Origin of the sequence: Actinomadura sp. 21ATH, assembly GCF_041951345.1 — a bacterium.
GTDB lineage: Bacteria > Actinomycetota > Actinomycetes > Streptosporangiales > Streptosporangiaceae > Spirillospora.
In genome coordinates, this window is sequence record NZ_JBGNUR010000023.1 from 92,370 (window position 1) to 116,507 (window position 24,138).

A 24,138-nucleotide genomic window follows, 5' to 3' on the forward strand; every position below is an offset into this window, starting at 1 on the left:
GCGGCACCGCTTCCGGCGGACCGGTGACGAATCTGATCAGACGTGCGCGAGCGGGCGGCCGTCGGGCTTCGACTCGGGTTCGGTGATCTGCCGGGTCTTCGTCCTGCGCAGGCCGAGGGCGGTCAGCGTGGTGATCGCGATGCCGGCTGCGGCAATAAAGACTGCGGTGCGCAGCCCGTCGTTGGTCGCGGCGCGGAGTGCCTGGCCGCTGAGCCCGTGCAGGCCGGTGTTGGCGACGGCCACCAGGAGCGCGAGGCCGACCGCGCCGCCGACCTGCTGGCTGGTCGAGGCGATGCCCGAGGCGATGCCCTGGTCCCCGGCGTCGGCCCCGGCGGTGGCGGCGCCGAACATCAGGGTGTAGCCGGCGCCCTGCCCGACGCCCAGCACGATCAGCCCGGGGATCAGCGCGATGTACGAGGCGTCTGCCGCCATGGTCGCACCGACGATCGCGGCACCGAGACCGCCCGTCGCCAGTGCGGCGACCAGCACCGGCCGGGTCCCGTACCGGGTGGCCAGCCGCCCAGCGGTCTGCGAACCGGCTGCGATCGCGGCCATCGGCACCAGGAACGCCAGCCCGGTGGTCAGCGCGTCGTAGCCGTGCACGCCTTGGAAGTAGACGGTCAAGAAGTACAGCAGGGTGCCGAAGGTGCCCATGTAGAGGAAGGTGACGACCGTTCCCACGCTCAGGTCACGGTTGGCGAACAGCCGCAGCGGCATCAGCGGATCGGCGCAGCGCCGCTCGATCGCGACGAACGCGGCCAGGAGGACGATGCCTGCCAGCACCCCGGTCAGCACGGCGGGCGAGAACCATCCGGACTCCGGCCCCTGTACCAGTGCGAACACCACTGCAGTGACACCGATCGTCGAGGTCAGCGCCCCCGCGACGTCCAGCGAGCGGCCACCGGCGCGCGGCGCGTCCGGTGCGATGAGGGCGAGGGTGAGCAGGGCGGCGGCACCGGCGAGGGGTACGTTGACGAAGAACACCGACTCCCAGCCGAACACCTCCGTCAGCACACCGCCGAGCAGAGAACCGAGGATCATCCCGCTACCGCCCGCTGTGCCCCACACCGCGAACGCGCGATTGCGCTCGCGCCCTTCGGCGAAGCTGGTGGAGACAAGGGTGAGCGTCGCGGGGAACAGGAACGCGCCACCGATTCCCTGCACTGCCCGGGCCGCGACCAGTACGGAGGCGGATTCGGCCAGGCCGCCGATCAGCGAGGAGACCGCGTACAGGACGAGCCCGACGGCGAACATCCGCCGCGGGCCGAACAGATCCCCGGCCCGCCCACCGAGCAGCAGGCAGCCTCCGAACGCGACGGCGTAGGCGCTGATCACCCACTGCAGGTTCTGCGCGGAGAAGCCGAGGCCGGAACCGATCTCCGGCAGGGCGACGTACACGATGTTGTAGTCGATCGAGATGATCAGTTGGGCGAACGCTAGCAGCGCCAGGGTCGCGCTCGGGCGGCGAAGCAGTGCCGCGGGCGTGTGCGCTGACTCGGTAGGGGCCGGGTCCCAGCGCGGTGGTGGGCGGCAGGCCAGGGCGGCCACTTGCAGTTGGCTGTCGGGGGCGTGCACGGTGACCTCGGCGATCTCCTCCCACTCCTGCTCGGCCCGCGGCGGACGGGCACCCGATGGCGGGGCGTGGCGGTGCAGCTCGACGGTGACGGCGACGTTGCCGTTGGCGATGCCGGTGTGGACCAGCGCGCTGCACCACCGGTCCGGGGAGATCGGGCCGTTCAGCGGATCGCCGGGCTCCGGCCAGGCGGGGGCGCCGTCGTCTTCGGTCAGCACGAACTGGTGGTAGTCCACCCAGGTCGGGGCTGGCCCGTAGCGGGCGACCAGGCCGTCGTGCTCGGCGGGCGGGGTCATGATCCTCCCGGTCGGGGCGGGCGGCGGGCCGCCGGTGCGGTCGTCGGCTCGGGGCCTCGATGATCGCACGTCGGTCTCACATAATCAGCAATGTGAGACCCGAGCGGGGCGGGAACGCGCACGCCGGAGCGCGCGGGAGCGCCACGGCCGGTGACCGGCCCGGCACGCCCGGCCGGGATTTTGAGACTTTCGAGACGCACCTACGCGCGCGAGCGCGCGCGAGGCCGATGTCAGCACGCTTGCTCGGCTTCCATGACCAGAGCACCACCCGCATCGCCGCCGAGCCCGGAGGAACCTGGAACCGCTACGCCCCCGGCAACCACACTCGGTGACCGAGATGACCACGCCAGGGACGAACACGCGCTGAACGATTATGCGAGCTCACCAGCATCAAGCCCCGTGGCGCAGGCAGCCCAGGTGCTTGGGGACCGTGGACTGGACCAGTCCCGCTCGCGTTGGTTGTCGCCTACTGTGACCGAGGGGCTGTGGTGGTCGAGCCCCACTCCCACAGCGCCTGCAGGACCGGTGCGAGGGCGCTGCCGCGTTCGGTGAGGGCGTAGCGCACTCTAGGTGGCCAGCCCGGCTCGCGGTGCCGGTCGAGGGCGCCGGCCTCGACCAGTTGGGTCAGCCGGTCGGTGAGGACCTTGTCTGAGAGTGCGGGTAGGGCCTGTGCGAGCTGGCTGAAGCTGCGCGGGCCATGCAGCAGTTCGAGGATGACCAGGGCGGTCCACCGTCCGCGTATCGCGGCGAGGGTGATCTCTACTGGGCACGACGGGGAGGGCTCGACCACCGGGCCCGGGCAGCTGTGCAGGAACTCGGTCGCTGTGTAACTGACCGTTTGGTGAGCCACGGAGGGCCTCCTTAGGGTTGCCGGCACATCCCAGCGTGCCAGGGCCGGGAGCCGACCCGGACATCGGTGCGGCATGTCCGTACCACCGGCCAGGCGACCATCCGAGCGGAGGAGCGACGTGGTGCAACCCATGGAGAAGATAGCGATCGCGGAAGTGGTGACTCGGCTCTTTCATGCGCTGGACGCGCATGATTGGGAAACGATCAGCGCACTGGCGACGGATTCGGTTGATCTTGATTACCCGTCGAAACAGGGTGGTCCGGAACTGGTGTCTGCAGACGATTTCGTGTCGGGCCTGCAGAGTTTCCTTCCTGGTTTCGATGCCACGCAACACATGCTGGGTCCGGTCGTCGTCGAACCGGGCGAGGAACCCGAGGCGACGGCGCGGTTTGACGCCCGTGTCACGCACCTGATCACCGAAGCCGCCGATGCGCCTACCTGGGTGATCGGCTGCCACTACACCCTCGGCCTCGCAAGGCGAGACGGTGGGTGGAAGCTGTGTTCCTCCCGTGTCCGGGTGCTGTACGAGGAGGGCAACCGCGACCTGGAAGCCGCAGCGCGTCAACGGGCGCAGCCATCGTCCCTCTAGGGGGATTACGTCACGGGTTTTCGTCACGCAGGTCGTGCAGGAGGGTGTCGTCGGGGTCGCCGAACAGCGGCCCCGGGGGCGGTCGGCAGGCGGTCGATGGCCTTGGTGCGGGTGGCGGCGCGGTGCACCACGGTGCGCTGGTCGGTGCCGGCGGCCTGCCAGTGCCGCCCATTCAGCCAGATCCGGCCCAGGGTGTGGGTGTCGCCGTGGTCGTCGACGGTGACCAGGTAGCCGCCGCCCTCGGCGCGCGGCGGGTCGGTGGCGGCGGCCGCCAACTGCGCGGCGGTGTAGGGGCTGACCGGCCGCTCACGGCGTGGCCGGGCGGCGGGACGGCGCCGGGTGCGAGCCTCGCCGGGAGGTCGTGGGCGGGGAAGGGGCGGGGGCATACAGCGCCAGGACGGCCTCCTCCCGGGGCGGAGCGGGCGGGCCGGGCACCGGCCCGGCGGCGGTGCAGGCGGTGTAGCCGCTGGCGGGGTGGGGCTGCAGCCAGCCGACGCAGCGGCCGCGTACCAGCACGTCCTCGCGGCCGACCACCCGGCCGCGCTGCAGCATCCAGGACGCCAGCGAGCCCAGCGAGGTCTCGATGATGCGGCCGTGCCGGTCGCGCAGTGGCCTGCATGCCACCTCGGCGTCCTGGGCGCCGGGCACGCCCAGGGCGGCCGGGCACGCCCAGGGCGGCCGCCCCGGCCCGCGCGGCCGCCGACCCGGTCAGCGCCTCGTCAAGGGCGATGACCGGCTGCTCCTGGCCGGGCGCGTGCACCTGCCAGCCGTCGCCGGTGCCGCGCAGCCATCCGACCCGCCGCTCATCGGCCAGCAGCAGGTAGTCCTCGGCGTGCAGCCGCACCAGCTCCAGCTCCCCGCACTCCACCGCCACCGCAGACGCCGAGGCGGACATTGTTTGCGTCACGGCGGCCGGGGTTTCGTCACGAACGCTCGGCGGCTCCCCGGCGGTCGGCTCGACGACCAGCTCGGGGGCGGGGGAGGGCGGCGCGGCGATCGGGCCGGCGCGCCGGGGCAGTTCGGCGACCAGGTCGTTCAAAGCGGCCTGGACGCGGGGCCGGTCGGCGCCGTAGCGGTCCAGGGTCTCCCACCCGTTCGCCAGGGCGTTCTCGATCGCCAGGGAGGCGTGGAAGGCGGGCCACCGGGCCGCCTCCCGGTCCAACGCGCTGGTGCGGTCGTGGAGCGGGCCGCGGCCGCCGGCGGGGGGCGCCGCTGGCCCGGGTGACAGCGGCGCTGAGGCGCACTGGGCTGGACCGCTTCCGGCGTGTCTGCGCCGCCGTCCCCGGCAACGGCGGGGCCGGTGCTTCACTGAGCGTGCGGTGAGCGGCGGCGCCGCCGGGCGGCCGGGTCGGGGGCGGCAGGCCGTCCGCAGTCCGCCGTGTGTCGTCCGCGTACGCTTACCGCTCCCGGACGGCGTAGGTCAGGTGCGTCACCTTCGGGGAGGACTCCGCGCGGACCTGCTCCAGGGCCACGCGGCTCGCGTCCACGCCCTCGAACAGGCGGATTCCGGAGCCGAACAGCACGGGCGACAGCGCGATCGAGAACTCGTCGATCAGGCCGGCGTTCACGTACTCCAGGATCGTCGCGCCGCCGCCCGCGATGCGGACGTCCCGGTCGCCGGCGGCCTCGCGGGCCCGCTCGAGCGCGGACTCGATGCCGTCGTTGACGAAGTGGAACGTGGTCCCGCCCGGCCGTTCCCAGGGGTCACGCTTCTCGTGCGTCACGACGAAGACCGGCGTGTGGAACGGCGCCTCCTCCGGCCACATCTGCTCGCCTGCGTCGAACAGGCGCTTGCCCATCACGCTCGCGCCGGTGCGCTCGAACGTCTCCCGCACGATGTCGTTGTCGCGCCCCTCCTTGCCGCCCCCGCCGAGCTTCAGGTTCTCCCGGAAGAACCGCTGCGGGAAGATCCACGCCTGCAGTTCCATCCACTGCCGCTGCATCAATTCCTCGGGGGACTCGGGCGCGATGAACCCGTCCAGCGACATCGACACGCTGAAGAACACCTTCCCGGCCATCAGTTCTCGACTCCCTTCCGAACGATCTCGGTGACGTAGGCGGCCAGATTGCTCAGGGTCTGCTGTCCGGCCTCGATCGCGTGGTACTTCTCGGCCGCCTCGTCGCGCAGTTCCTTGGTGGGGAACACGGCGCGCATCTCGATCCGGGTCGCCGCACCGTCGGGCGCGAACGTCAGGACCGACTCGAAGGCGTTCGGGTCGCCGCGGGACTCACCGTGCAGCATCGCGATCCGCTCCGGCGGGACGATCTCGGTCCAGGTGATCCACTCGGTGTAGTCCGTCCCGTCCGGTCCGTGCATCACGAAGTCCCACGCTCCGCCGACGCGGAACTCGAACGCCCGCGTGGTGGTGGTGAACCCCTCCGGCCCCCACCATCGCGATAGGTGCCGCACCTCGGTGAACGCCTCGAACACCAGCTCCCGCGGCGCGTCGATGACCCGGGAGATCACGATCTCCCGGTCAGCCGTCGCGGACCGGGCCGCCGCTTCTCGTCCTATCTCGCTCATCAGCTACTCCTCCTGCCTTGCCTGCTGTAGGTCCTGCACGTACGCCTCCAGCCGGTCGAAGCTCTCGTCCCAGAACCGCTCGAACCCGCCGGTCCACTCGTGAACCGGCCGCAGCCCGCGGGCGTCAAGGCCGTACAGGCGCTGCTTGCCCGCCTTGCGGTCCCGCACCAGCCCCACCTCCCGCAGCACCCGCAGGTGCTTGGACGCCCCCGGCTGGGTCATCCCCAGCTCCCGGGCCAACTCGGTCACCGGCCGCTCACCCGCCCGCAGCAGCATCAAGATCTCCCGACGCTGCGGCTCGGCGATCGCGTTGAAGACGTCCGACGTCGTCGCTGCTCGTGCCATGACCTCGTCGTATACCCATATCGGCATGCGTCAGGCCGGAGGAATCAGGCGGGTTTTGCCAGATGACGATCGCCACCGACCCCACTGAGCCGGCCCGCCCGCAAGGCCCACCACGTGTACGCCACCCGTGTCGCAGCAGCCGAGATACCAATCCGCTCGCTTGGGCCCGTGACGCTTTTCTTGCCGGCACCCCATGTAGGTGGCCAGCGCTGGGGCGGTGGTGGCGTCCACCGCGCCGCTGACGGCGATCGTGGTGACGCTGCCGGGCAGGTTCACCTAAGCGCGGGCGCGCGCGAGGCGGCAGGGGTTGCGCCGCCCCGGAGCGGGCAGTCTGTGCGGCATGTCCCAGCAACCGGTCACCGCCGAGGATGTGGCGGCGGCCCTGGCGGTCTCGGCCGAGCTGCGCGAGGCGACACGGGACACGTTGCGCCGCGCCGCCGAGATCTGCGCGCAGAGCCGGCGGCTACGGCAGCAGGCGGCCCAGACTCGCGCCCAGACCCGCCGACACCGATAGCCGTCCTCGACGGGCCGAGGGTGGGCAGAGGCGGGGCCCGGTCGCCCTAGGCATCATCCGCCCAGCCCCCTGAACACCGCCCGTCGCACAGCGATCAACCACGCCCCGCCGGACGCACAGAAGACCCGCCACCGTCGACCCGGATGACCGCCTGCCGCGACTGTTGCGATGCTGGTCGACCCGGTCACGCGGCGGTGAGGTATCAGATTGGAGTCCCAGGAGGCGAACCGCTAGGAATCCGAGGCGGTCGAGGTGGCCTCGCCCCACCAGGCCGGGTCACGGGCCTCCAGGGTGGGCGTTGACCGTCTTGCACGAGTTCTACCGACACCTCGGTACGGATGAACGTGCAGAGTTGATCAGCGTCTCGGAGCCGTCGCCGCCGGGCGATCGGACCGGTCTACGGGTGCTGCGCGGCCTCGATCGCCTGCTTCATCTCCCAGGCGCCTCGTTCGACACGAACGCGGACCTCGGCCGCCGAAGCGTGCGGCAGCACGTCGGTGCTCCAGATCAACCGGCCCCGCTCATCGCCCTCCGGACGGACCTCGAACGAGGCGTGGTGATGCTCAAGCGGCGGCCGAGCACTCTCGACGACGGCGTAGGCGAGGCGGCGGGACTCGTCATCGACGGCGACGATCAGCTCGCGGATCACATGGCCGTCGGGGAAGGTCAGGAACCGCTGGTCGCCCTCGATCCGGGTGCCGGTGACACGACCGGGGAGCAGTCGCTCGTGAACGGCGCCGACGTCGCGCAGCGCGTCCCAGATCTGCTCAGGGGACGCGTCGATCACGATCTCGTAGCGGACGGAAGCCATGACGGCGGCGGGCTCCTTCTCGGAGCGGACTGGCGTGATCACCCTAGTCGCAGCCTCCCGTCCCCCGACCGGTAGTGCGCCGATCATGCCCGACATCTCTACGACCGAATGGCCGCGAGCTGTTCGGTACGGAACTGCCAGCAACCGCGTTGCAGCGCCTGTTCTGATGTCCACCGGACTTGGTGGACACCACGCTGTCGGCAGCAGGCAAAGTCACTTCCTGGCCGCAGACAGATGACAGGGCCGCTCCGCGCAACGCGCGATCGGGACGACGGCGCGGAGTTCGAGGACGTGCTCGCGATGGTCGGCGAGGGAGCATCCCCGTGGTTGCGGCATGGCTCTGTGCACGTACTGTCACTCTGGAGTCCGCCGACAACGTGCGGCCAGGCAAGACAGGAGCATGAGCGTGCAAGACGCGGGTCAGCCGCCGAGAGTTCGGCTACACATCGTGACGGGGATCGCCGTCCTCGGAACGTTCGCCGCGGGGTGCGGCTCCAGTGCCGCCGGCGGGCACGCGACCGGGGCCTCGACCTCGCCGAGCCGGCCGGCCACGGTCACGCCGGTGACCGAGGCGCAGGCGAAGACCATCTTCGCCCGCTACCAGAAGGTCAACAACCAGGCGAACGCGCAGGTCTCCGACGAGCTGCTGCGCTCCAACGAGACCGGCCCCATGCTCGAAGCCGATCTGGCGGGCAACAAGCGCATCCGCGGCAAGCACGAGAAGAAGATCTCCGCCTTCTTCTACCGGAATCCCCAGTTCTATATCCCGCGCACCTCGGCTCCCGCGTGGTTCGCCGTCACGGCGGCGGAGACCGAGAGCGGGAACACCGAGTTGCTCGTCTTCGTGGACACCGGAGGCGGGTCCTACAAGGCGGCCGTCGGCGTGTGGCTGGCGAAGGGCAAGAAGTTCCCGGCGATCGCCCGCAACTCCGACGGCTCGGCGACGGCCGTCACGGCCGGGGACGCCCTCGGCGCCGGCGGCAAGATCTCCGACTACCTGACCACGGCGGCGGCCGGCAAGCAGCCCGCCGCCGGGCTCGCCCCCGGCCCGCTCACCTCGAAGCTCGGCAAGAACTGGGCCAAGGCGGTGAAGCGGACCAACGGCGGGCTCCGCTGGGCGGGAGGCACGTCCTGGAAGGTCCGGCCTCAGCCCGTCTACGCGCTCAAGACGGCCGATGGCGGAGCGCTGGTCGCGAGCGTCTCCATCCAGACGCTGACCTATACGGCGATACGCCAGAACGTCTGGTACCAGCCTGACTCGGCGTTCTTCGGGCTGGGCCCGAAGCGCTACTACAACCGATTCTCGGGCGAACGCCTGTGGGAGTTCGCCACCCACGTCCCGCCCAGCGGCCAGGCGGACGTCGTCGCCAGTGCCTCCCACGCGACATCGGCGACCGGGTCATGAGACCCCCGTCGGGCTGAGGCGCGGTCGTCCAGCGGGCACGCGGGACGTGGAATCGCCCGCCCGCCTCCTTGGCCAGGGCGGCGTGGCACGGCAGTCCTGCACGCCGGCCGCTGCCTGGGGGCGGGTCAGAGTCCTGATTGCGGATCTTCCATGCCTTCGCCGAGGGTGGCGATGACGCGGCGGGGGTACCCGGCCTGGACGAGCGGAGCGGCGACGTCGCGTTCCAGGTCGGGCAGGTAGCCGAACAGGACGTCGGCGGGCCCGGTGATCTCGGCTTCGCCGAGGGCGGCGGGCAGCAGGAGCGTCTCGGCGCGGCCGAGTTCCTCGCGGAACTCTCCGGCGCGCACGTGTACGGGGGCGCCGACGTTGGACAGGATCTGCGCGGTGGCGAACGAGCGCCGCAGGGGGGCCGCCGTCCCGGCCCGCCAGCGTTCGAGGGCGAAGTACGGGCCGGCGCACAGGAAGGTCCGTTCCACGTCGTCACCCGCCGCGATCTTCAAGCCGGGCGTGAACTCCGGCCGCGAATCCGGCTTGACCTGCCGCATGAACATGTCGAGGTTGAACGCGAACCGGTCATCGCCCACCGGCGAGCCGTCCTCCATCTCCCAGCGCATCACGTGCCGCTGGATGTCGGAGGTCTGCTCGATCTCGTAGACCAGCGTGTCCGGCCCGAAACTGTGCGGGGTGCCGCCGGGCACGTAGATCGTTTCTCCGGGTCTCACCGGCAGGCGCCGCAGTACGCGGTCGAAGTCCTGCGCCTCCAGCGCCGCGCGCAGCCCGGCATCGTCCACTCCCTCCTTGACGCCGCACAGGGCCGTGGCACCGGGCGCGGCGGCGAGGACGTGCCATGCCTCGGTCTTGCCGTTGCGCTGGCCTTCGAGCCGCCGGGCGGCCTCGTCGTCGGCGTGCAGGTGCACCGGCAGCGAACCGGTGGCATCGATGAACTTGGTCAGTACCGGGAAGTGCCGGCCAGACCATCCGGCTCCCATGAGTTCTTCGGGATGGTCGGTGACGACCTGGCGCAGCGTCCGCCCGGCGAGCGGGCCGCCGGTCACCGTCGCGACGGCGCCGTCGACGTCGCTGCATTCCCAGGTCTCGGCGATGCTCCAGTCCGGGATGCCGGTCTTGCCCAGGTGGCGGGCGATGGCCTTCCCGCCGAACACCAGCGGCTTGGCCGTGACGCTGAGCCGCAGCGGATGCAGGGGCGTCCCGCCGCCGCTCACAGGATGGGTTTCCCGCCGGTGACCGCGATACGGGCGCCGGAGACGTAGCTGGCCTCGTCCGAGGCGAGCATGACGTAGACCGGCGCGAGTTCGGCCGGCTGGCCCGGCCGTCCCAGCGGGACGTCCTGGCCGAAGCTCTCGACCTGCCCGGGCGGCATGGTCGCCGGGATCAGCGGCGTCCAGATCGGGCCGGGCGCGACGCTGTTGGCGCGGATGCCCTTGGGGCCGAGCAGCTGGGCCAGCGAACCGGCCATGTTCGCGATGCCGGCCTTGGTGACGTTGTAGGGCAGGAGCTGCGGCGGCGGGCTGTCGGAGTTCACCGACGTGCTCCCGATGATCGCCGACCCGGGCGGCATGTGCGGGACGGCCGCCTTCACGAGATGGAAGAAGGCGCTGATGTTGATCGCCAGGGTGCGGTCCCACTCCTCGTCGGGGATGTCCTCGACGGAGTCCCGCGTCATCTGGAACGCGGCGTTGCTGACCAGCACGTCCACCCGGCCGAACTCCTCCACCGCCCTGGCGACGATCGCCCGGCAGTGCGCCGGATCGGCCACGTCACCGGGGACCAGCACGCAGGTCCGGCCGGCGTCCTGCACCCACCGCCGGGTCTCGGCCGCGTCCTCGTGCTCGTCCAGATAGGAGACCAGGACGTCGGCGCCCTCCCGGGCGTAGGCGATCGCCACCGCCCGCCCGATACCGCTGTCCCCGCCCGTGATCACCGCCGCCTTGCCGGCCAGCCGCCCCGAACCGCGGTAGCTCTCCTCGCCGTGATCGGGCCTGGGATCCATCTTGCCGGTGACACCGGGAGGGGTCTGCTGTTGGGATGGCTTCGGCATGTTCTCTCCCCGGGCCGCGTGCGGTGGACGACTTGGTGCCCGGTTCCCTCACCGCGTCGGCTCCAACGTCGCATGAACTCAACTGGCGCCCGCAACATCGAGTCTTTACGCGGAACGCCCATGGGCGCGCCGCCCGAGCCCGGCGCGATGGCCGCCGTTCAGTCGTTGACCAGCAGGATCTTGCCGATGTGCTTGCCGGTGTCCATGAGCCGGTGCGCCTCCGCGGCGTCGGCCATGGGCAGGGTCCGGTCGATGACCAGCCGGACGGCTCCGTTCTCGATCATCGGCCACACCCTGTCCCGCACCTCGGCCACGATGGCGGCCTTCACGTCCGCGGACCGGGTGCGCAGGGTGGTCCCGTGGACGGAGGCGCGCTTGAAGACCAGGTCGGCGAGATCGAGCCTGCCGTCCAGCCCGTTCTGCAGGCCGATGATGACCAGGCGCCCGTCGCCGGCCAGGGACGTCACGTTCCGTTCCAGGTACCGGCCGCCGATGACGTCGAGGACGACGTCGTAGGGGCCGTGCTCGACGAAGTCCTGTTCGCGGTAGTCGATCGTCAGGTCGGCGCCCAGCTCCCGCGCCCGGGCCGCCTTCTCGGGACCGCCGACGGTGGTGATGACCCGGGCTCCCAGCGCCTTGGCGATCTGGATCGCCATGGTCCCGACGCCGCCGGCGCCGCCGTGCATGAGGAAGGTCTCGCCCTCCTTCAGTCCCGCGGTCATGACGAGGTTGGACCACACGGTGGCGGCCGCTTCGGGCAGGGCCGCGGCCTCGACCAGGCCGATGCCCTTGGGGATGGTGAGCAGCTGGCCCGCGGGGACGGCGACCTTCTGCGCATAGCCGCCCCCGGTCAGCAGCGCGCAGACCTCGTCGCCGATCCGCCGGCCGGTCACGCCGTCCCCGATGGCGCTGATACGGCCCGAGACCTCCAGCCCCGGATACGGCGAAGTCCCCGGCGGAACGGGGTAGAGGCCCATCCGCTGCATGACGTCCGCCCGGTTCAGAGCGCTGGCCACCACGTCGATGACGACCTCGCCGTCGGCGGGTACCGGGTCGTCGACCTCGGTCCATTCCAGGACTTCGGGCCCACCGGGTTCCTTGATCGAGATTGCTTTCATGAGGCTGCGCTCCATGTGGCTGAGGTGAGGAGCTCGACGGACGTGCGGAACAGGGCGTCCGCGGCAGATCTTGCCTGGACTGCGGCAACGAAACGTCGTCGCCATGTAACACAACGCAAGGGCTGGGCCGGGCGGCGGCCGTCATCCAGGACGCCGCAAGCTCAATGTTTACGCTGCACACATTATGAGAGGAAGTATGCAGCGTCAACATCGATGTGGTGCGCGCTGCGCTGGAGAACCGGCCCGGCTCCGGCTGGACGTCGTGGGCGCGATCCGGGCCGCTGTCGCGCCGTCGTTCACAAGGCGCCGCCACCCCCCGCGTGATGAGAGAACCGGCGTCTCCTGGGGCGTACGAAGTCGTCGCTGGACGGGCGCGGAGTCGTGAGCCGGCCTCAGTGAGAGGCGCCGGGCGTCAGCGGCTCACCGGAGAGGCGGCGAAGAGCGCACGGACGGCGTCGCCGACCCGGTCGGCGACCAGGCCGGGGGAGGAGGCGCCGAGCTTGCCGTCGAGGTACAGGAACGCCAGGCCGTGGACCAGGGCCCAGACGGCTGTCGACAGGGCACCCGGATCGGCGTCGGGAAAGGTGCGGTGCGCGATGCCGTGGACGTATTCCCGGATGGCGGCGGTCGCGCTGGCCCTTTCCTCGTTGCCGGGGTCGCAGGGTTCGGCGAACATCACCCGGAACAGCGCGGGGTGCTTCAGCGCGAAGTCGACGTAGGCGACGGCGACCGCGACGAGGTCGTCCGGTGCCGCGGGTGAGGGGTGCGCGGCGGCCAGGTGCTCGGCGAGCTCACGGTAGCCCTGCGCGGCGACCGCGGAGACCAGTGCGTCGCGGTCCGCGTAGTGGCGGTAGGGGGCCGTCGGCGATACGCCCGCCCGGCGTGCCACGGCCCGCAACGACAGGCCGGCGCTGCCGTCCTCCTCGAGCAATTCCCGCGCGGCCCGCAGGCACGCGGCGCGGAGATCGCCATGGTGGTACGAGGCACTCGCCCGGGACACAGGTCACACTCCCCGATGTAAGCAACGCTGACATCATCCACCATCACGGCGTTCCCCGCGACGGCCGAGAACGTGCGGTCGGGGGAGGGATCACGAGGGTGTGCGGTCGGCCGCGGCCTCGTCGGTGGCCGGTTCTCCGGGCGCCGTGACCTCGCCGCGGTCCAGGCCGCTGGGGAGAGCGCCGGTTCCCGCCGTCAGGCCGGCGCGCGGGGCGGTCATCACGGTGGTCACCAACGTCATGACCACCAGGATCGCGAAGAGGTCGGCGGAGATGATCCCGGCGTCCACGCCGATGCGCAGCAGGATCAGCTCGGTGACGCCGCGGCAGTTGAGCAGCAGGCCCAGCGCCAGCGACGGGCCCCAGGGCCAGCGCCCCGCTCGGGCGGCGACGGTCACGCCGCCCATTTTCGCGGCCACCGCGGTGGCGATGAACGCCAGGCACCACAACCGGTCGCTCGTGTCGCCCAGCGCGTCGGCCAGGTCGGTGCGGAGGCCGACCTCCAGGAAGAACAGCGGCAGCAGCACCGCCGCGGAGAAGCGTCCGAGCCGGTCGGCGGCCTCCATGCAGGCGGCGGAACGGCGCGGCAGCATGGCACCGAAGGCGAACGCGCCGAACGCCGCGTGCACGCCGATGGCGTCGGTGGCCGCCGCCGCGAGCAGTCCGCCCACCATGACGAGGGGCAACGCCGCGGCCGGCCCGCCGGTGCGTCCGCCGCCCGAGTCCGCGACCGCGGTGGCGGCACGGCCCAGCGCCGGGCGCACCACCGCCACCATGACGGCCACGAACAAGGCCGTCAGCAGGATCACCGTGGTGCCCGAGGCGGCGCCCGTTCCGGCCATGCCCAGGCAGATCGCCGCCAGGGACCACACGACAAGGTCGGTCCCCGCGGCGGCGCCCAGCGCGAACGAGGCGATCGGCGTCCCGCTCAATCCGAGGTCACCGAGGACGCGGGCCAGCACCGGGAGTGCTGTGACGCTCAGTACCAGTCCCAGGAAGACCGCGTAGACGGGAAAGCCCACCTGCCCGGCGTAGGCGGCCGCCGTCGGCACGGCCAGCGCAAGCCCTGCCGCCATCGGGACCGCCAGCCCGGCGTACACGACGGTGAGCAGCGAACGGCGCCCCGTACGCATCAGGTTCAGGTCGAGTTCGGCCCCGGCGGCCACCATGAACAGCACGAGGCCGAGCTGGGCCGGGCCGTGGACGGCGGAGACGACCTCGTCCGGGAACAGCCAGTTCATGCCGTCCGGGGCCAGTGCCCCGAAGAGGGAGGGGCCGAGCAGCACGCAGGCGGCGATCTCGCCCATCACCATGGGCAGCCGGAGCCGCTGGACGACCATGCCTCCGAGCCGTGCCGCGCCGAGCACGACGCCGATGGCGAGGAGCAGGCGGAAACCGTGGCTCTCCAGCGCCTGGACCGGGACGCCCGGGTCGGCGCCGGAGCCGCCGCCCGGGGACAGCCACCACGCGAGGGCCGCGGCGACCGAGAGGAGCGCGGTGGTCCCGCCGATCACCAGGATCGCGGGCCGCAGCCGCTCCAGGGCCGGCGCCGGGCGCTGCTGAGACGCTTCCGATGGCATGCTGACGTCCCCTTGGATGTCGAGCGAACATGATGTCTCCGACCCCTGAGCGCAAGCCCGTGCCCCGGTGCCAGAGGTGACAGTGCGATGAGGGAGGCGGGCCGCAAGCAGGCTCGGCCAGAACGGTCGAGCGAGCCGTCCACGCGACTCGGCGGGACGACGGTGCGCCGGCGAAGCGGACGTCCGCGATGTCGCCGCGCGCCGACGGTGTCGCCGCTCGATCCCCGCCGCTACGATGATCGCGGCCATGACGGGCGGCGGGTCCGAGTCGCCGCAGCGCGTGAGGAGTGCGGATGCAGCCGGATCCACCGCAGCCTGGGAATCCCCCGTACGGCCCGCCGCCGATGGCGGGCGGGCCCGTGCCGTGGAGTGGCGGGCCGGGCCCGTGGGCGGCGACGACCAAGCCGAGGGCGAACACCGCGGCGGCGGTCACCGCCGGCGTCCTGGCGCTGCTCACCGCCGTCATGCTCGTCTGGTTCGCGCTCTACAACGTCGTGTACGCCGGCGGGCCGTCGTCCGGACGCTGGTCGAGCCTGGTGCTGGAGAACGCGATCGGCGGCATCGCCGGAGCCGGGTTGCTGCTGGTCGCGGCGGCGTTCACGGTCGCTCGCAAGATTCCCGGCGCGTGGGCGCTCTGCGCGCTCTGCGTCCTCTACGTGGTGGCGACGCTCTTCGTCGGGCCGCTACTGCGGGGAACGGGCCTCGGCGCCCAGTTCAGGTTCGTCTTCGGTTTCGACCGGGGCGACGGCGTCGGCGTGGCGCTGGCAATGATCTTCGGCGTCCTGACCGCGATCGCGGCGGCGATCGCCGGCAGCGTGAAGTCGTACGGACCGGCCCCCGCCATGCCGCCGCGTCCGTGACCGCCCTCCCCGTTCGGTGCCGAACGGGGCACTCGCGACGCGTCGCGCTGCCTCAGGTGTTGTCCCAGGTCCAGGCGGCGATGCCGACGCGGTTGCGGACGCCGAGCTTGCGCTGGATGGCGGCGAGGTGGTTCTTGACGGTGCCGGGGGCCAGGTGCAGGCTCGCGGCGATCTCGGCGTTCGTCCTGCCTTCGGCGACGCCTCGCGCGATGTCGGTCTCGCGCGGGGTGAGGGGCCCGGCGGTACGGCGGGGCGCCGCCGGACGGGCGAGGCGGCGCAGCAGCCGGACGGTGATCTGCGGGCTGATGAGCGCGTCGCCGGCCACGGCCGCGCGGACCGCCTCGACCAGGAGGGCGGGCCCGGAACGTTTGAGCAGGAAGCCGCAGGCCCCGTCGCGCAGGGCGGTGTCGACGTACTCGTCCAGGTCGAAGGTGGTCACCACCACGACCCGGATCGGGTCGGCGACGCCGGGCCCGGACAGGGCGCGGGTCACCGCCAGGCCGTCCAGCACCGGCATCCGGATGTCGGCGAGGACCACGTCGGGCCGGTGCCGGCGGGCCAGCTCGATCGCCGCGGCGCCGTCGGCGGCCTCGGCGGCGACCCGGATGTCCGGCTGGGCCTCCAGGATGAGGCGGAAGGCCGCGCGGATCTCCTCCTGGTCGTCGGCGAGCAGGACTTCGATCATCGCTCGGCCGCCCGGTCCGGCAGTACGGCCCGTACGCGCCAGCCGCGGTCGTCCGGGCCCGCGCTGAACGTGCCGCCCAGCGCCCGTACCCGTTCGGCCAGGCCGGGGAGCCCGAGGCCGGCGGCGCGCGGGGCGGGGCGTGCGGGGCCGGCGTCGTCGGTGACGACGACCTCCAGGGCGCGGTCGGGCGTGCACCGTACGTCCACGTCGACGGTGGTGGCGGCGGGGGCGTGCCGCCGCACGTTGGTGAGGGCCTCCACGACGACGCGGTAGGCGGTGGTGGCGGCCTCCCGGGACACCTCCGGGACGGGGTCGAGGGTGAGCCGTACGCGGGCCGGTCCGGCGGCCGAGTACCGCTCGGCCAGCGCCGGCAGCTCGCCGAGGCCGGGCGGGGGCTCGCGGTCGCCGCGCCGCCCGGGGGACAGGGCGTCGATCGCGCGGTCCATCGACGCCAGGGCGTTCAGCCCCGCCCGCTCGACCCCGGCGAACAGGGCGGCGGCGCGTTCCGGTCCGGCGACCTGGCCGGCCTGGGCCTGGGCGACGATGGCGCTGACGTCGTGCGCGACGAAGTCGTGCAGGTCGCGGGCCAGTTCCAGGCGCTGCTCGCGTCGTGCCGCCGCGATCGCGTGCCGCCGCCGCTCGTCCAGCGCGCGCAGGTACGTCCCGCACGCCGCGGCGGCCAGCGGACCGGCTGAGAAGATGGCGCAGGCGATCGCCGCCGTCACCGGCGGGACGTCCGTGCTCGCCGCGATCAGCCTCAGCACCAGGGCGATGACCGCGGTCCCGGCCGCCGCCGCGAGGGCGAACGCCGACCACCGGGCCAGCCCGCCGGCCATGACCGTCAGCGCGGCCATCTCGGCGTACCCGAGCGCGATCACGGGCTCCGCGACTCCGAAGAACAGGAACGCGGCGCTGGCGCACAGCGAACCGGTCACGGCCGCGCCCGCCGTCCAGAGGGTGAGCCGGGAGGCCGGCCGGACGGCGAGCACGGCGGCCGCCCACGCCGCACCGGCTGCCACGGCGGCCGGGCCGTGGAACGGAGCGGCCGCGAGACCGGCGAGCAGCAGCGCGGCGGCGGCGCCGCCCGCGGACGGCCGGAGGGAGGCTCGCATGGGCCGAGCCTAAGCAGCGCGAGGCTTCTCGCGCATGTGCCGATCGGCCCCCGTTCATCGGTGCCGATCGGCATCTGGCGGGGGAGGGGGCACGGCGACCACGGTCGGGCCATGCAGACGACGCAATCGCAGGCACCTCGGTGGGCGGTACGGGCGGCGCACGCGGCGGCGGTGGCGCCGCTGCCCGCCGGGCTGTGGCGGATCGCCATGGCGGCCGGCGTCCCGGTCGGGTTCGACCGGGCCTGGCTCGACCGGGCCGACATCCCGGGCCGGGGATCGGTCTGGCCGGTCGTGCTGAGCCTGGCGGCCGAGGGCTGCGCCCTTCTGGCGCTCGGGCTGGTCCGACCGTGGGGCGAGCGGGTGCCGCGCCGGTTCCCGTTCATCGGGGGCCGGCGGGTGCCCCCGTACGCGGCCGTCGTCCCGGCCGCCGCCGCGTCCGTCCTCCTCACCGCGTTCGGCGTGGCGTTCGGACTGAAGATCGCCGCGGTCCTCGCGGGCGGGACGGACGATCCGAGCTTCCCGGACGGCGCGGCGGCGGCCGTCATGGCCCTGCTCTACGTGCCGATGATCCTCTGGGGGCCGCTGCTCGCCGCGGCCACCGTCGCGTACCACCGCCGCCGGTCCCCGGCCTAGCCGCGCACCATGACGACGTCCCGTCATCACCGCACGGGGAACGCGACCTCCGCCGGCGCCCGCGACTCCCACCGTTCCGGTCGGTCGCGGGGCCGGTCGCGGCGGGCCGTCAGCCGAGCTGCTCGGCCAGGGCGACGACGATGCCCTCGGGGCCGCGGAGGTAGCAGAGGCGGTAGGTGTCCTCGTACCGCACCACCTCGCCGACGAGTTCGGCGCCGTGGGCGCGCATGCGGGCGACGACGGCGTCGATGTCGTCGACCGCGAACATGATGCGGCGGATGCCCAGCGTGTTCACCGGGGCGTCCTCGGGCACGCCGCCGATCGCCTTCGGCTCGAGGTACTTCGCCAGCTCGACCCGCCCGTGGCCGTCCGGGGTCCGCATCATCGCCACGTCGACCCGCTGGTCGTCGAGGCCGACGACACGTGCCGCCCACCGCCCCTCGACCGGCATCCTGCCCTCCAGTTCCAGGCCGAGCTCCGTGAAGAACGCGATCACGGCGTCGAGGTCCTCGACGATGATGCCGATGTTGTCCAGCCGCTTGATCGTCATGGTGGTTCTCCTCTTCGTCGCGCGGCCTTCGCGGCCGCTGGTGAACCTGGGACGGAGCCACCGTCGCATTCTCGACACGCGAACCGTGCCGGGTTGCCCGCACCACGACGAAGTAGCGGTGCGGGCCGTGCCCGGCCGGCGGGACGGCGCCGATGGAGCGGTCCGCGCGGGCGTCGTTGGGCGCCCCGGCGGGCGCCTTCGGGCAGGCCCGTGCCGGTGTCGTCGCCAGCACCCACTCGCGATCGACAATCACAATAATAATCGATTATCTTTCAAATCATCTATGATGAGAACCATGAACCAGATGCCCGCCCCCTCCGCCTCGCCCGGGAAGCGGATGCTCTCCGAACAGGTCCACGCCCGCCTGCGGGACGCGATCATGCACGGGAGGTACGCGCCCGGCGCCGCCCTCAAGCCGCAGGACCTCGCCAAGGAACACGGCGTGAGCCTCGCCGTCGTACGTGAGGCGCTCCTGCAGGTGGTCGGCGAGGGCCTCGCCGAGCGGCTGCCCAACCGCGGCTTCGCCGTACCCGCCTTCTCCGACCGCCGCTGGCAGCAGATCGCCGAGGCGCGCCGGACCATCGAGCCGGCCGTCCTGCGCATGTCCATCGAACGCGGCGACATCGACTGGGAGGCCCGCGTGCGCGCCGCGCATCACCGCCTGGCCCGTACGCCGACGCACGTACCGGAAGAAGGCGAGTACTACAGCGACGCCTGGGCCGAAGCCCACCGGGTCTTCCACCGCACCCTGCTGGAAGGCTGCGGCAATCCAGTCCTGCTGGAGACCTTCGACCGCCTCTGGACCGCGAGCGAGCTGGCCCGCCGCTTCTCGGCGCTCCGCGCCCCCGGCCGGGACGCTCTCGGCGAGCACCGCCGGCTGGAAGAGGCCGCGCTGGCACGCGACGCCGACACCGCGGCCGAGGTACTGGCCCGGCACCTCACGCAGACCGCCGCCGGACTGACCGGCCCGACCCACGACGACCCCGCGAAGGAAGACCGATGAACCCCACCGACCTGGCCACCGGGCCCGCTGACGGCATGGCCTCGAACGAGACGCACGCGGGCCGCCGCTGCCACAACGCCGTCAGTCCCCTGCACGCATGCGTGTACTTCGCACCGGAGCAGCAGGACGAACTCGCGGCGCTCGGGCTGGAACGCGGCCCCATGGCCTACTACGCCGGCCGCGCCGCCCCCCTCGGAACGGTCGGCGCCGGTACCGTCACCGCCGCGTTCTACAACTTCAACCACGAGCATGTGCGGCGGTACATCCCCGCCGCGTGGACCATCACGACACCGGAATCGGTGCTGGAAGCCCGGCTGCGCGTCGCGGACCGGACGCTGCGGCGGCTGCTCGGTGACGAGGCCCTCGCCTCCGAGGAGATGGCCGAGGCGGCCGAACTGGCGCTGCGCGCCACCGAGGCGTGCCGCAGGGAGGCGCGGCCGCTGTACTCCGCCAACGCCGACCTTCCCGTCCCGGCGGAACCGCACCTTGCCCTGTGGCACGCCGCGACGCTGCTGCGCGAGCACCGGGGCGACGGCCACCTCGCCGCCCTGGCGATCGCCGGCCTGTCGGGCATCGAGGCGCTGGTCCTGCACAACGCCACCGGCAAGGCGCCGACGTCCAAGCTGTTCATGCAAACCCGCGGCTGGTCCGCGGAGCAGTGGGCCACCGCCCGCGACCGGCTTCGCGAACGCGGCCTGCTGGACGACGCGGGGGACCTCACCCAAGCCGGTGCCGCCCTGCGCGACGAAGCCGAGGCGCTCACCGACCGACTCGACACCGCCCCCTACGACCACCTCGGCCCGGCCGCCACCGCACGCCTCACCGAACTGGCCGGCGGCTTCACCACAGCCCTCAGAACGGCGAACGCCTTCCCCGCCTCCAACTTCGGCAAGGGCTGAGCCCAGCTCGGCCGCGGCGGATAGGGGCGCAGGTCGAGCCAGTACGCCGCCATATGGCCCAGGGCAGCCTCAACAGTCCCCGAACTTCAAGGCATGACGGAAAGGAACCTGGTCATGGACCTTCCCCGCATCTTCACCATCCGCGAGAGCAGCCACCGCATCCACAACCCGCTGACTCCCGAGAAGCTCGCCGCCCTGGGCGAATCGCTCCACCTCGCCCCCGGGACACGCGTACTCGACCTGGCCAGCGGCTCGGGCGAGATGCTGTGCACCTGGGCACGCGACCTGGGCTTCACAGGCACCGGAGTGGACATCAGCACCGTCTTCACCGAGCAGGCCCGGGCCCGCGCCGCCGAACTCGGCGTCGCCGACCGGGCCGAGTTCATTCACGGCGACGCCGCCGGTCATGTCGCGGACCAGCCCGTCGATCTGGCCGCCTGTGTCGGCGCCACCTGGATCGGGAACGGCGTCGCCGGAACGGCCGAGCTGCTCAGCCGCAGCCTTCGCCCCGGCGGGCTGATGCTGATCGGCGAGCCCTATTGGCGGCGGACCCCTCCGGACGATAAGGCCGCCCAGGCATGCCATGCCAGCGCCATCACCGATTTCCTGCTCCTCCCGGAACTGATCGAGCAGTTCCAGGACCTCGGGTACGACGTCGTGGAGATGATGCTGGCCGACCAGGACAGCTGGGACCGCTACAGCGCGGCCCAATGGCTCAACCTGCGCCGCTGGCTCGACCAGAACCCCGACGACGAACTGGCCCCCGAGGTGCGGGAAGAACTCACGAGCGAGCCCGCCCGCTACACGCGCTACACGCGTGAGTACCTTGGCTGGGGAGTCTTCGCCCTAATGAAGCGCTGACGCTCCGTCCGCTGCGGGGTCCGGACGCCACACCGACCGGACCCGCACGGGGGTAAGCCGTCACCACGCACCAAGGCCGGGGGCGCTGGACGGTGATGATCGGCCGGTCGCGTCTACCGTTCGAGCGGTACGTCCTTGATCGGTTCATCGGACCGGTCCGGTCGCATGGTCTGTGTGCCCACGACGGTCAGCAGTGCGAGCTTTTCGGCGGTATCGGTCCCGGCGCGTGGGGCGAACCAGAGCAGCCGCTGGCGGTTGTCCTCGCTGAAGAGGCTGAGGCAGTTGAGGTCGAGCATGCCGACGGTGGGGTGGACGATCCGCTTGCGCTCGTCCCTGCGCACCTCCACGTCCTGGTCGGCCCAGAGCGCCCGGAACTCCGGCGACCGCTGCAGCAGCTCGTCCACCAGCCTGGTCGCCTCGGCGTCGCCCGGGCTGCGTCGCCCGACCGCCGCGCGCAGGTCGGCGACGAACGAGCGTGACTGCGGGGCGAGGTCCTCCTGCGGGTAGATCTGCCGCGAGGCCGGGTCGGTGAACCATCGGTAGACGAAGCTCGCCGCGCGGCCGTGGTGCGCGGACAGGTCGCCGAGCATCGCGACGGCGAGCGGGTTCTGGACCAGAACGGTGTGCAGGTCGGTGCACACCATCGCCGGGGTCCCGTCGATCCGTGTCAGCAGGTCGAGCATCGCGGGGTGGACGTGTGACGTCGTCCCGCCCTGGTGCGGAAGCGGGCGGTTCGCCAGCCGGTACAGATGGTCGCGTTCGTCGCGGCTGAGGCGCAGGGCGCGGGCGAGCGCGGCCAGCATCTGGTCGGAGGGCTGCGAGCCGGCACCGCGCTCGAGCTCGGTGTAGTACTCCACCGAGGCGCCGGCCAGAACGGCGACCTCGTCGCGGCGGAGGCCGGGGACGCGGCGCCGCGGGCCGGGCGCGAGCCCGACCTCCTCGGGGCGGATCCGCTCGCGTCGCGAACGCAGGAAGGCACCGAGTTCGGAGTACCTGGTGTTCGACATGGGCACAGCCTTCCTGGACGACGCCGTTGGCGCCAGGGGATGCCATCCCTACCTTCGCGAGCAACTGTCACGGTCCCTCGCCGCGCCACAGAGTGGAGGCCATGAACACCTCATCCACTGACACACTCACTGACCGCGGCGCATCGCCGGTCGCTGGAAAGACGGTCCTGATCACGGGCGGCACGAGCGGGATCGGCGCCGCGACCGCCCGGCTCCTGCTCGCGCGTGGCCACCGGGTCGCCGTCACCGGGCGCGACCCTGGCCGGCTCAAGTCCTTCCTCGACGAAGCCGGCCACGCGGACCGCGTCCTGGGCCTGGTGGCGGATGCCTCCGACTGGGATTCCACGAACACGGCGGTCACCAGCACGGTGGAGCGCTTCGGATCTCTCGACGCGGCGGTCGCGAACGCGGGCGGCGCGTCCGCGGATCACTTCCGGACGGGCGGTGCCGGCGTCGTCGACGGCGGCGATCCGCAGCTGTGGGCGCCGATGGTACTCGCCAACGTGCTCGGCCCGGCCCTGCTGGCCAAGGCGACCCTGCCCCACCTCGAACAGTCCCGCGGCCGGCTGGTGCTCATCGGCAGCGTGGCCGGAATCAAGAACAGCCCGGGCAACCTCTACTCCGCCACCAAGTGGGCGGTGGTCGGCTTCGCCGAGAACCTCCGCCTGCACGCCACGACCCGCGGCATCGGAGTCACGGTCGTGAACCCAGGCATGATCGACACCGCGTTCTGGCACGGCCAGGTTCCGCCCATCGCGATGAGCCCGGATCCGGTTGCCGAGGCGATCGGCTTCGCGCTCGACCAGCCGGCCGGCGTCGACCTCAACACGGTGACGATCCGCCCGATCGGCCAGCCCGCCTGACTACAGGCCCCTCTCGTGCCGGGATCTTCGATGGATCGCTGACGCACCCGAGGCTCACGGGTCCCGCTCCGGTACGCGTTTTCCAACTGAAATCAGAGCTGGTCCGGCAGTTGATTCCCCAAGGCCCCTGTCGCACCAGGGGGCCTTACGTTTCCCGTCTTGCTCCGACCGGAACTGATGGGAGCCTCGGACGAGGGCATGTGCTTCCTACATGGCGTCCTACTCCCGAAGCTGACCCCCAGCCCCAAAGTAGGGCTCTGGCTGGCGAGGAAGCCGGGTGGGTGAACTCCTGGACGTGGGAGGCGTTGGGGCGGGTGCCGGGAGATAATCGGAGCACTTGCTGACGAGGCACCCCCCATGGGGGCGTGGTGAACGCGACGCCGGGTGGGCCCCTGCCCGGTTGAAGCTGATCGTGGGTGTGACGTCGGTGGGGTCGTGGCGGGTGGTCGAGCTGCGCGGGGATCTGGACGTGGCGACCGCTTCGGCGGTGGTCGATCAGGTCGGCCAACTGCTGGGGATGGTGAGCCGACCGCGGGTTGCGCTGGAGTTGTCGCAGGTGGCCTTCTGTGATTCGTCGGGGCTGAACGCGTTCGTCCGGCTGTGGACGCGCGCGAAGGCCGTTGGTGGGGAGCTGGTGCTTGTGCGTTTCGGGCCGCGGGTGGCCGAGTTGCTGGCCAGGACCAGGGTGGACGGGCATGTGCGAATCCTGGATAGCCCCGACGATGTGTCCGAGGGCGGACCGGCCGCCACCGAGCCTGCCTGTCCTGTGGCTTTGACTCCCTAGTGCTGTGACCACATAGGTTCGCCGGGTTGCTGTTGATGTGTAGTGCTCGATGACGTGGATGTGCCGGTATGACTCAGCGATAGTCGGCTAGGTGTTCTGTCCCGTGAGGTTGGGAACGCGGCTGGCGGGTGGTTGTCCGCCGAGTGCGGTGTGGCCGCGGTGGTGATTGTAGGTGTGCAGCCATCGCGGTAGCGCCCGGCGGCGTTGGGTCTCGGAGGC

The 24,138-nt window shown here is 72.0% G+C and carries 28 protein-coding genes; 10 read left to right on the forward strand and 18 right to left on the reverse strand.

The window, feature by feature from the left end; genetic code table 11:
• Positions 1 to 36: 36 nt before the first annotated feature.
• Together ACA361_RS38335 and ACA361_RS38340 are read right to left on the reverse strand one after the other, a co-directional pair.
• The gene (locus tag ACA361_RS38335) at positions 37 to 1,869 is read right to left on the reverse strand and encodes an MFS transporter (RefSeq protein ID WP_375020034.1); all 1,833 of its coding nucleotides are present in this window, start codon (positions 1,867 to 1,869) and stop codon (positions 37 to 39) included.
• Positions 1,870 to 2,335: 466 nt separating this feature from the next.
• Positions 2,336 to 2,719 (reverse strand): winged helix-turn-helix transcriptional regulator, encoded by a 384-nt coding sequence (locus tag ACA361_RS38340; protein WP_375020035.1) that lies wholly within the window; start codon positions 2,717 to 2,719, stop codon positions 2,336 to 2,338.
• Positions 2,720 to 2,849: 130 nt separating this feature from the next.
• Between ACA361_RS38340 and ACA361_RS38345 the strand changes: the two genes are divergently transcribed.
• Complete coding sequence (locus ACA361_RS38345; protein WP_375020036.1) at positions 2,850 to 3,308, forward strand: nuclear transport factor 2 family protein; 459 nt, start codon at positions 2,850 to 2,852, stop codon at positions 3,306 to 3,308.
• A 23-nt stretch (positions 3,309 to 3,331) separates the two neighbouring features.
• On the opposite strand, the gene ACA361_RS38350 is transcribed toward ACA361_RS38345, so the two are convergent.
• From ACA361_RS38350 to ACA361_RS38370, 5 genes are all read right to left on the reverse strand, one after another.
• Complete coding sequence (locus tag ACA361_RS38350) at positions 3,332 to 3,583, reverse strand: hypothetical protein (protein WP_375020037.1); 252 nt, start codon at positions 3,581 to 3,583, stop codon at positions 3,332 to 3,334.
• A 31-nt stretch (positions 3,584 to 3,614) separates the two neighbouring features.
• Positions 3,615 to 3,932, reverse strand: coding sequence for a hypothetical protein (locus ACA361_RS38355; RefSeq protein WP_375020038.1), 318 nt, complete (start codon positions 3,930 to 3,932; stop codon positions 3,615 to 3,617).
• Between the two features lie 773 nt (positions 3,933 to 4,705).
• A complete protein-coding gene (locus tag ACA361_RS38360) occupies positions 4,706 to 5,326 on the reverse strand; it encodes a dihydrofolate reductase family protein (protein WP_375020039.1) in 621 nt (206 codons plus the stop codon).
• Positions 5,326 to 5,832 (reverse strand): SRPBCC family protein, encoded by a 507-nt coding sequence (locus ACA361_RS38365; protein ID WP_375020040.1) that lies wholly within the window; start codon positions 5,830 to 5,832, stop codon positions 5,326 to 5,328. The genes ACA361_RS38360 and ACA361_RS38365 overlap by 1 nt, the downstream gene beginning before the upstream one ends.
• Positions 5,833 to 5,835: 3 nt before the next feature.
• Complete coding sequence (locus tag ACA361_RS38370; protein WP_375020041.1) at positions 5,836 to 6,177, reverse strand: ArsR/SmtB family transcription factor; 342 nt, start codon at positions 6,175 to 6,177, stop codon at positions 5,836 to 5,838.
• 340 nt (positions 6,178 to 6,517) lie between these two features.
• On the opposite strand from ACA361_RS38370, the gene ACA361_RS38375 reads away from it, so the two are divergent.
• Complete coding sequence (locus ACA361_RS38375; protein WP_375020042.1) at positions 6,518 to 6,691, forward strand: hypothetical protein; 174 nt, start codon at positions 6,518 to 6,520, stop codon at positions 6,689 to 6,691.
• A gap of 397 nt (positions 6,692 to 7,088) precedes the next feature.
• On the opposite strand, the gene ACA361_RS38380 is transcribed toward ACA361_RS38375, so the two are convergent.
• Complete coding sequence (locus tag ACA361_RS38380; RefSeq protein ID WP_375020043.1) at positions 7,089 to 7,598, reverse strand: SRPBCC family protein; 510 nt, start codon at positions 7,596 to 7,598, stop codon at positions 7,089 to 7,091.
• Positions 7,599 to 7,950: 352 nt separating this feature from the next.
• On the opposite strand from ACA361_RS38380, the gene ACA361_RS38385 reads away from it, so the two are divergent.
• The gene (locus ACA361_RS38385; protein ID WP_375020044.1) at positions 7,951 to 8,907 is read left to right on the forward strand and encodes a hypothetical protein; all 957 of its coding nucleotides are present in this window, start codon (positions 7,951 to 7,953) and stop codon (positions 8,905 to 8,907) included.
• A gap of 125 nt (positions 8,908 to 9,032) precedes the next feature.
• Here ACA361_RS38385 and ACA361_RS38390 read toward each other — a convergent pair whose 3' ends face one another.
• The 5 genes from ACA361_RS38390 to ACA361_RS38410 all read right to left on the reverse strand — a co-directional run bounded on the left by ACA361_RS38390 (position 9,033) and on the right by ACA361_RS38410 (position 14,662).
• Positions 9,033 to 10,130: a class I mannose-6-phosphate isomerase gene (locus ACA361_RS38390; RefSeq protein ID WP_375020045.1), complete on the reverse strand. Its 1,098-nt coding sequence runs from the start codon at positions 10,128 to 10,130 to the stop codon at positions 9,033 to 9,035.
• Complete coding sequence (locus ACA361_RS38395; protein ID WP_375020046.1) at positions 10,127 to 10,966, reverse strand: SDR family oxidoreductase; 840 nt, start codon at positions 10,964 to 10,966, stop codon at positions 10,127 to 10,129. The genes ACA361_RS38390 and ACA361_RS38395 overlap by 4 nt, the downstream gene beginning before the upstream one ends.
• A 158-nt stretch (positions 10,967 to 11,124) precedes the next feature.
• Positions 11,125 to 12,084, reverse strand: coding sequence for an NAD(P)H-quinone oxidoreductase (locus tag ACA361_RS38400; RefSeq protein WP_375020047.1), 960 nt, complete (start codon positions 12,082 to 12,084; stop codon positions 11,125 to 11,127).
• Between the two features lie 412 nt (positions 12,085 to 12,496).
• Positions 12,497 to 13,084, reverse strand: coding sequence for a TetR/AcrR family transcriptional regulator (locus tag ACA361_RS38405; RefSeq protein WP_375020048.1), 588 nt, complete (start codon positions 13,082 to 13,084; stop codon positions 12,497 to 12,499).
• A 90-nt stretch (positions 13,085 to 13,174) separates the two neighbouring features.
• Entirely contained in the window at positions 13,175 to 14,662 is a 1,488-nt protein-coding gene (locus tag ACA361_RS38410; protein ID WP_375020049.1) for a cation:proton antiporter, read from the reverse strand.
• Between the two features lie 293 nt (positions 14,663 to 14,955).
• Here ACA361_RS38410 and ACA361_RS38415 point away from each other — a divergent pair, with 293 nt between their 5' ends.
• The gene (locus ACA361_RS38415; protein ID WP_375020050.1) at positions 14,956 to 15,522 is read left to right on the forward strand and encodes a hypothetical protein; all 567 of its coding nucleotides are present in this window, start codon (positions 14,956 to 14,958) and stop codon (positions 15,520 to 15,522) included.
• Positions 15,523 to 15,574: 52 nt separating this feature from the next.
• Here ACA361_RS38415 and ACA361_RS38420 read toward each other — a convergent pair whose 3' ends face one another.
• Positions 15,575 to 16,207, reverse strand: coding sequence for a response regulator (locus tag ACA361_RS38420; protein ID WP_375020051.1), 633 nt, complete (start codon positions 16,205 to 16,207; stop codon positions 15,575 to 15,577).
• The gene (locus ACA361_RS38425) at positions 16,204 to 17,319 is read right to left on the reverse strand and encodes a sensor histidine kinase (protein ID WP_375020052.1); all 1,116 of its coding nucleotides are present in this window, start codon (positions 17,317 to 17,319) and stop codon (positions 16,204 to 16,206) included. The genes ACA361_RS38420 and ACA361_RS38425 overlap by 4 nt, the downstream gene beginning before the upstream one ends.
• 111 nt (positions 17,320 to 17,430) lie before the next feature.
• Between ACA361_RS38425 and ACA361_RS38430 the strand changes: the two genes are divergently transcribed.
• Positions 17,431 to 17,952, forward strand: a complete 522-nt coding sequence (locus ACA361_RS38430) for a hypothetical protein (protein ID WP_375020053.1) — start codon at positions 17,431 to 17,433, stop codon at positions 17,950 to 17,952.
• A gap of 109 nt (positions 17,953 to 18,061) precedes the next feature.
• On the opposite strand, the gene ACA361_RS38435 is transcribed toward ACA361_RS38430, so the two are convergent.
• The gene (locus ACA361_RS38435; RefSeq protein WP_375020054.1) at positions 18,062 to 18,502 is read right to left on the reverse strand and encodes a VOC family protein; all 441 of its coding nucleotides are present in this window, start codon (positions 18,500 to 18,502) and stop codon (positions 18,062 to 18,064) included.
• 295 nt (positions 18,503 to 18,797) lie between these two features.
• Here ACA361_RS38435 and ACA361_RS38440 point away from each other — a divergent pair, with 295 nt between their 5' ends.
• The 3 genes from ACA361_RS38440 to ACA361_RS38450 all read left to right on the forward strand — a co-directional run bounded on the left by ACA361_RS38440 (position 18,798) and on the right by ACA361_RS38450 (position 21,265).
• Positions 18,798 to 19,505 carry a GntR family transcriptional regulator gene (locus tag ACA361_RS38440; protein WP_375020055.1) on the forward strand — a complete coding sequence of 236 codons (708 nt, stop codon included), beginning with the start codon at positions 18,798 to 18,800 and terminating at the stop codon, positions 19,503 to 19,505.
• Positions 19,502 to 20,404 carry a hypothetical protein gene (locus ACA361_RS38445; protein ID WP_375020056.1) on the forward strand — a complete coding sequence of 301 codons (903 nt, stop codon included), beginning with the start codon at positions 19,502 to 19,504 and terminating at the stop codon, positions 20,402 to 20,404. Before ACA361_RS38440 ends, ACA361_RS38445 begins: the two co-directional genes overlap by 4 nt.
• Positions 20,405 to 20,518: 114 nt before the next feature.
• The gene (locus ACA361_RS38450; RefSeq protein ID WP_375020057.1) at positions 20,519 to 21,265 is read left to right on the forward strand and encodes a methyltransferase domain-containing protein; all 747 of its coding nucleotides are present in this window, start codon (positions 20,519 to 20,521) and stop codon (positions 21,263 to 21,265) included.
• A 113-nt stretch (positions 21,266 to 21,378) separates the two neighbouring features.
• Here ACA361_RS38450 and ACA361_RS38455 read toward each other — a convergent pair whose 3' ends face one another.
• The gene (locus ACA361_RS38455; protein ID WP_375020058.1) at positions 21,379 to 22,272 is read right to left on the reverse strand and encodes a helix-turn-helix transcriptional regulator; all 894 of its coding nucleotides are present in this window, start codon (positions 22,270 to 22,272) and stop codon (positions 21,379 to 21,381) included.
• Between the two features lie 101 nt (positions 22,273 to 22,373).
• Between ACA361_RS38455 and ACA361_RS38460 the strand changes: the two genes are divergently transcribed.
• Complete coding sequence (locus tag ACA361_RS38460) at positions 22,374 to 23,135, forward strand: SDR family oxidoreductase (protein ID WP_375020059.1); 762 nt, start codon at positions 22,374 to 22,376, stop codon at positions 23,133 to 23,135.
• Between the two features lie 400 nt (positions 23,136 to 23,535).
• Positions 23,536 to 23,919: an STAS domain-containing protein gene (locus ACA361_RS38465; protein ID WP_375020060.1), complete on the forward strand. Its 384-nt coding sequence runs from the start codon at positions 23,536 to 23,538 to the stop codon at positions 23,917 to 23,919.
• Between the two features lie 87 nt (positions 23,920 to 24,006).
• Here the strand turns inward: ACA361_RS38465 and ACA361_RS38470 are convergent.
• A partial coding sequence (locus ACA361_RS38470) for an integrase core domain-containing protein (protein WP_375020065.1) occupies positions 24,007 to 24,138 on the reverse strand: 132 nt, incomplete at its 5' end.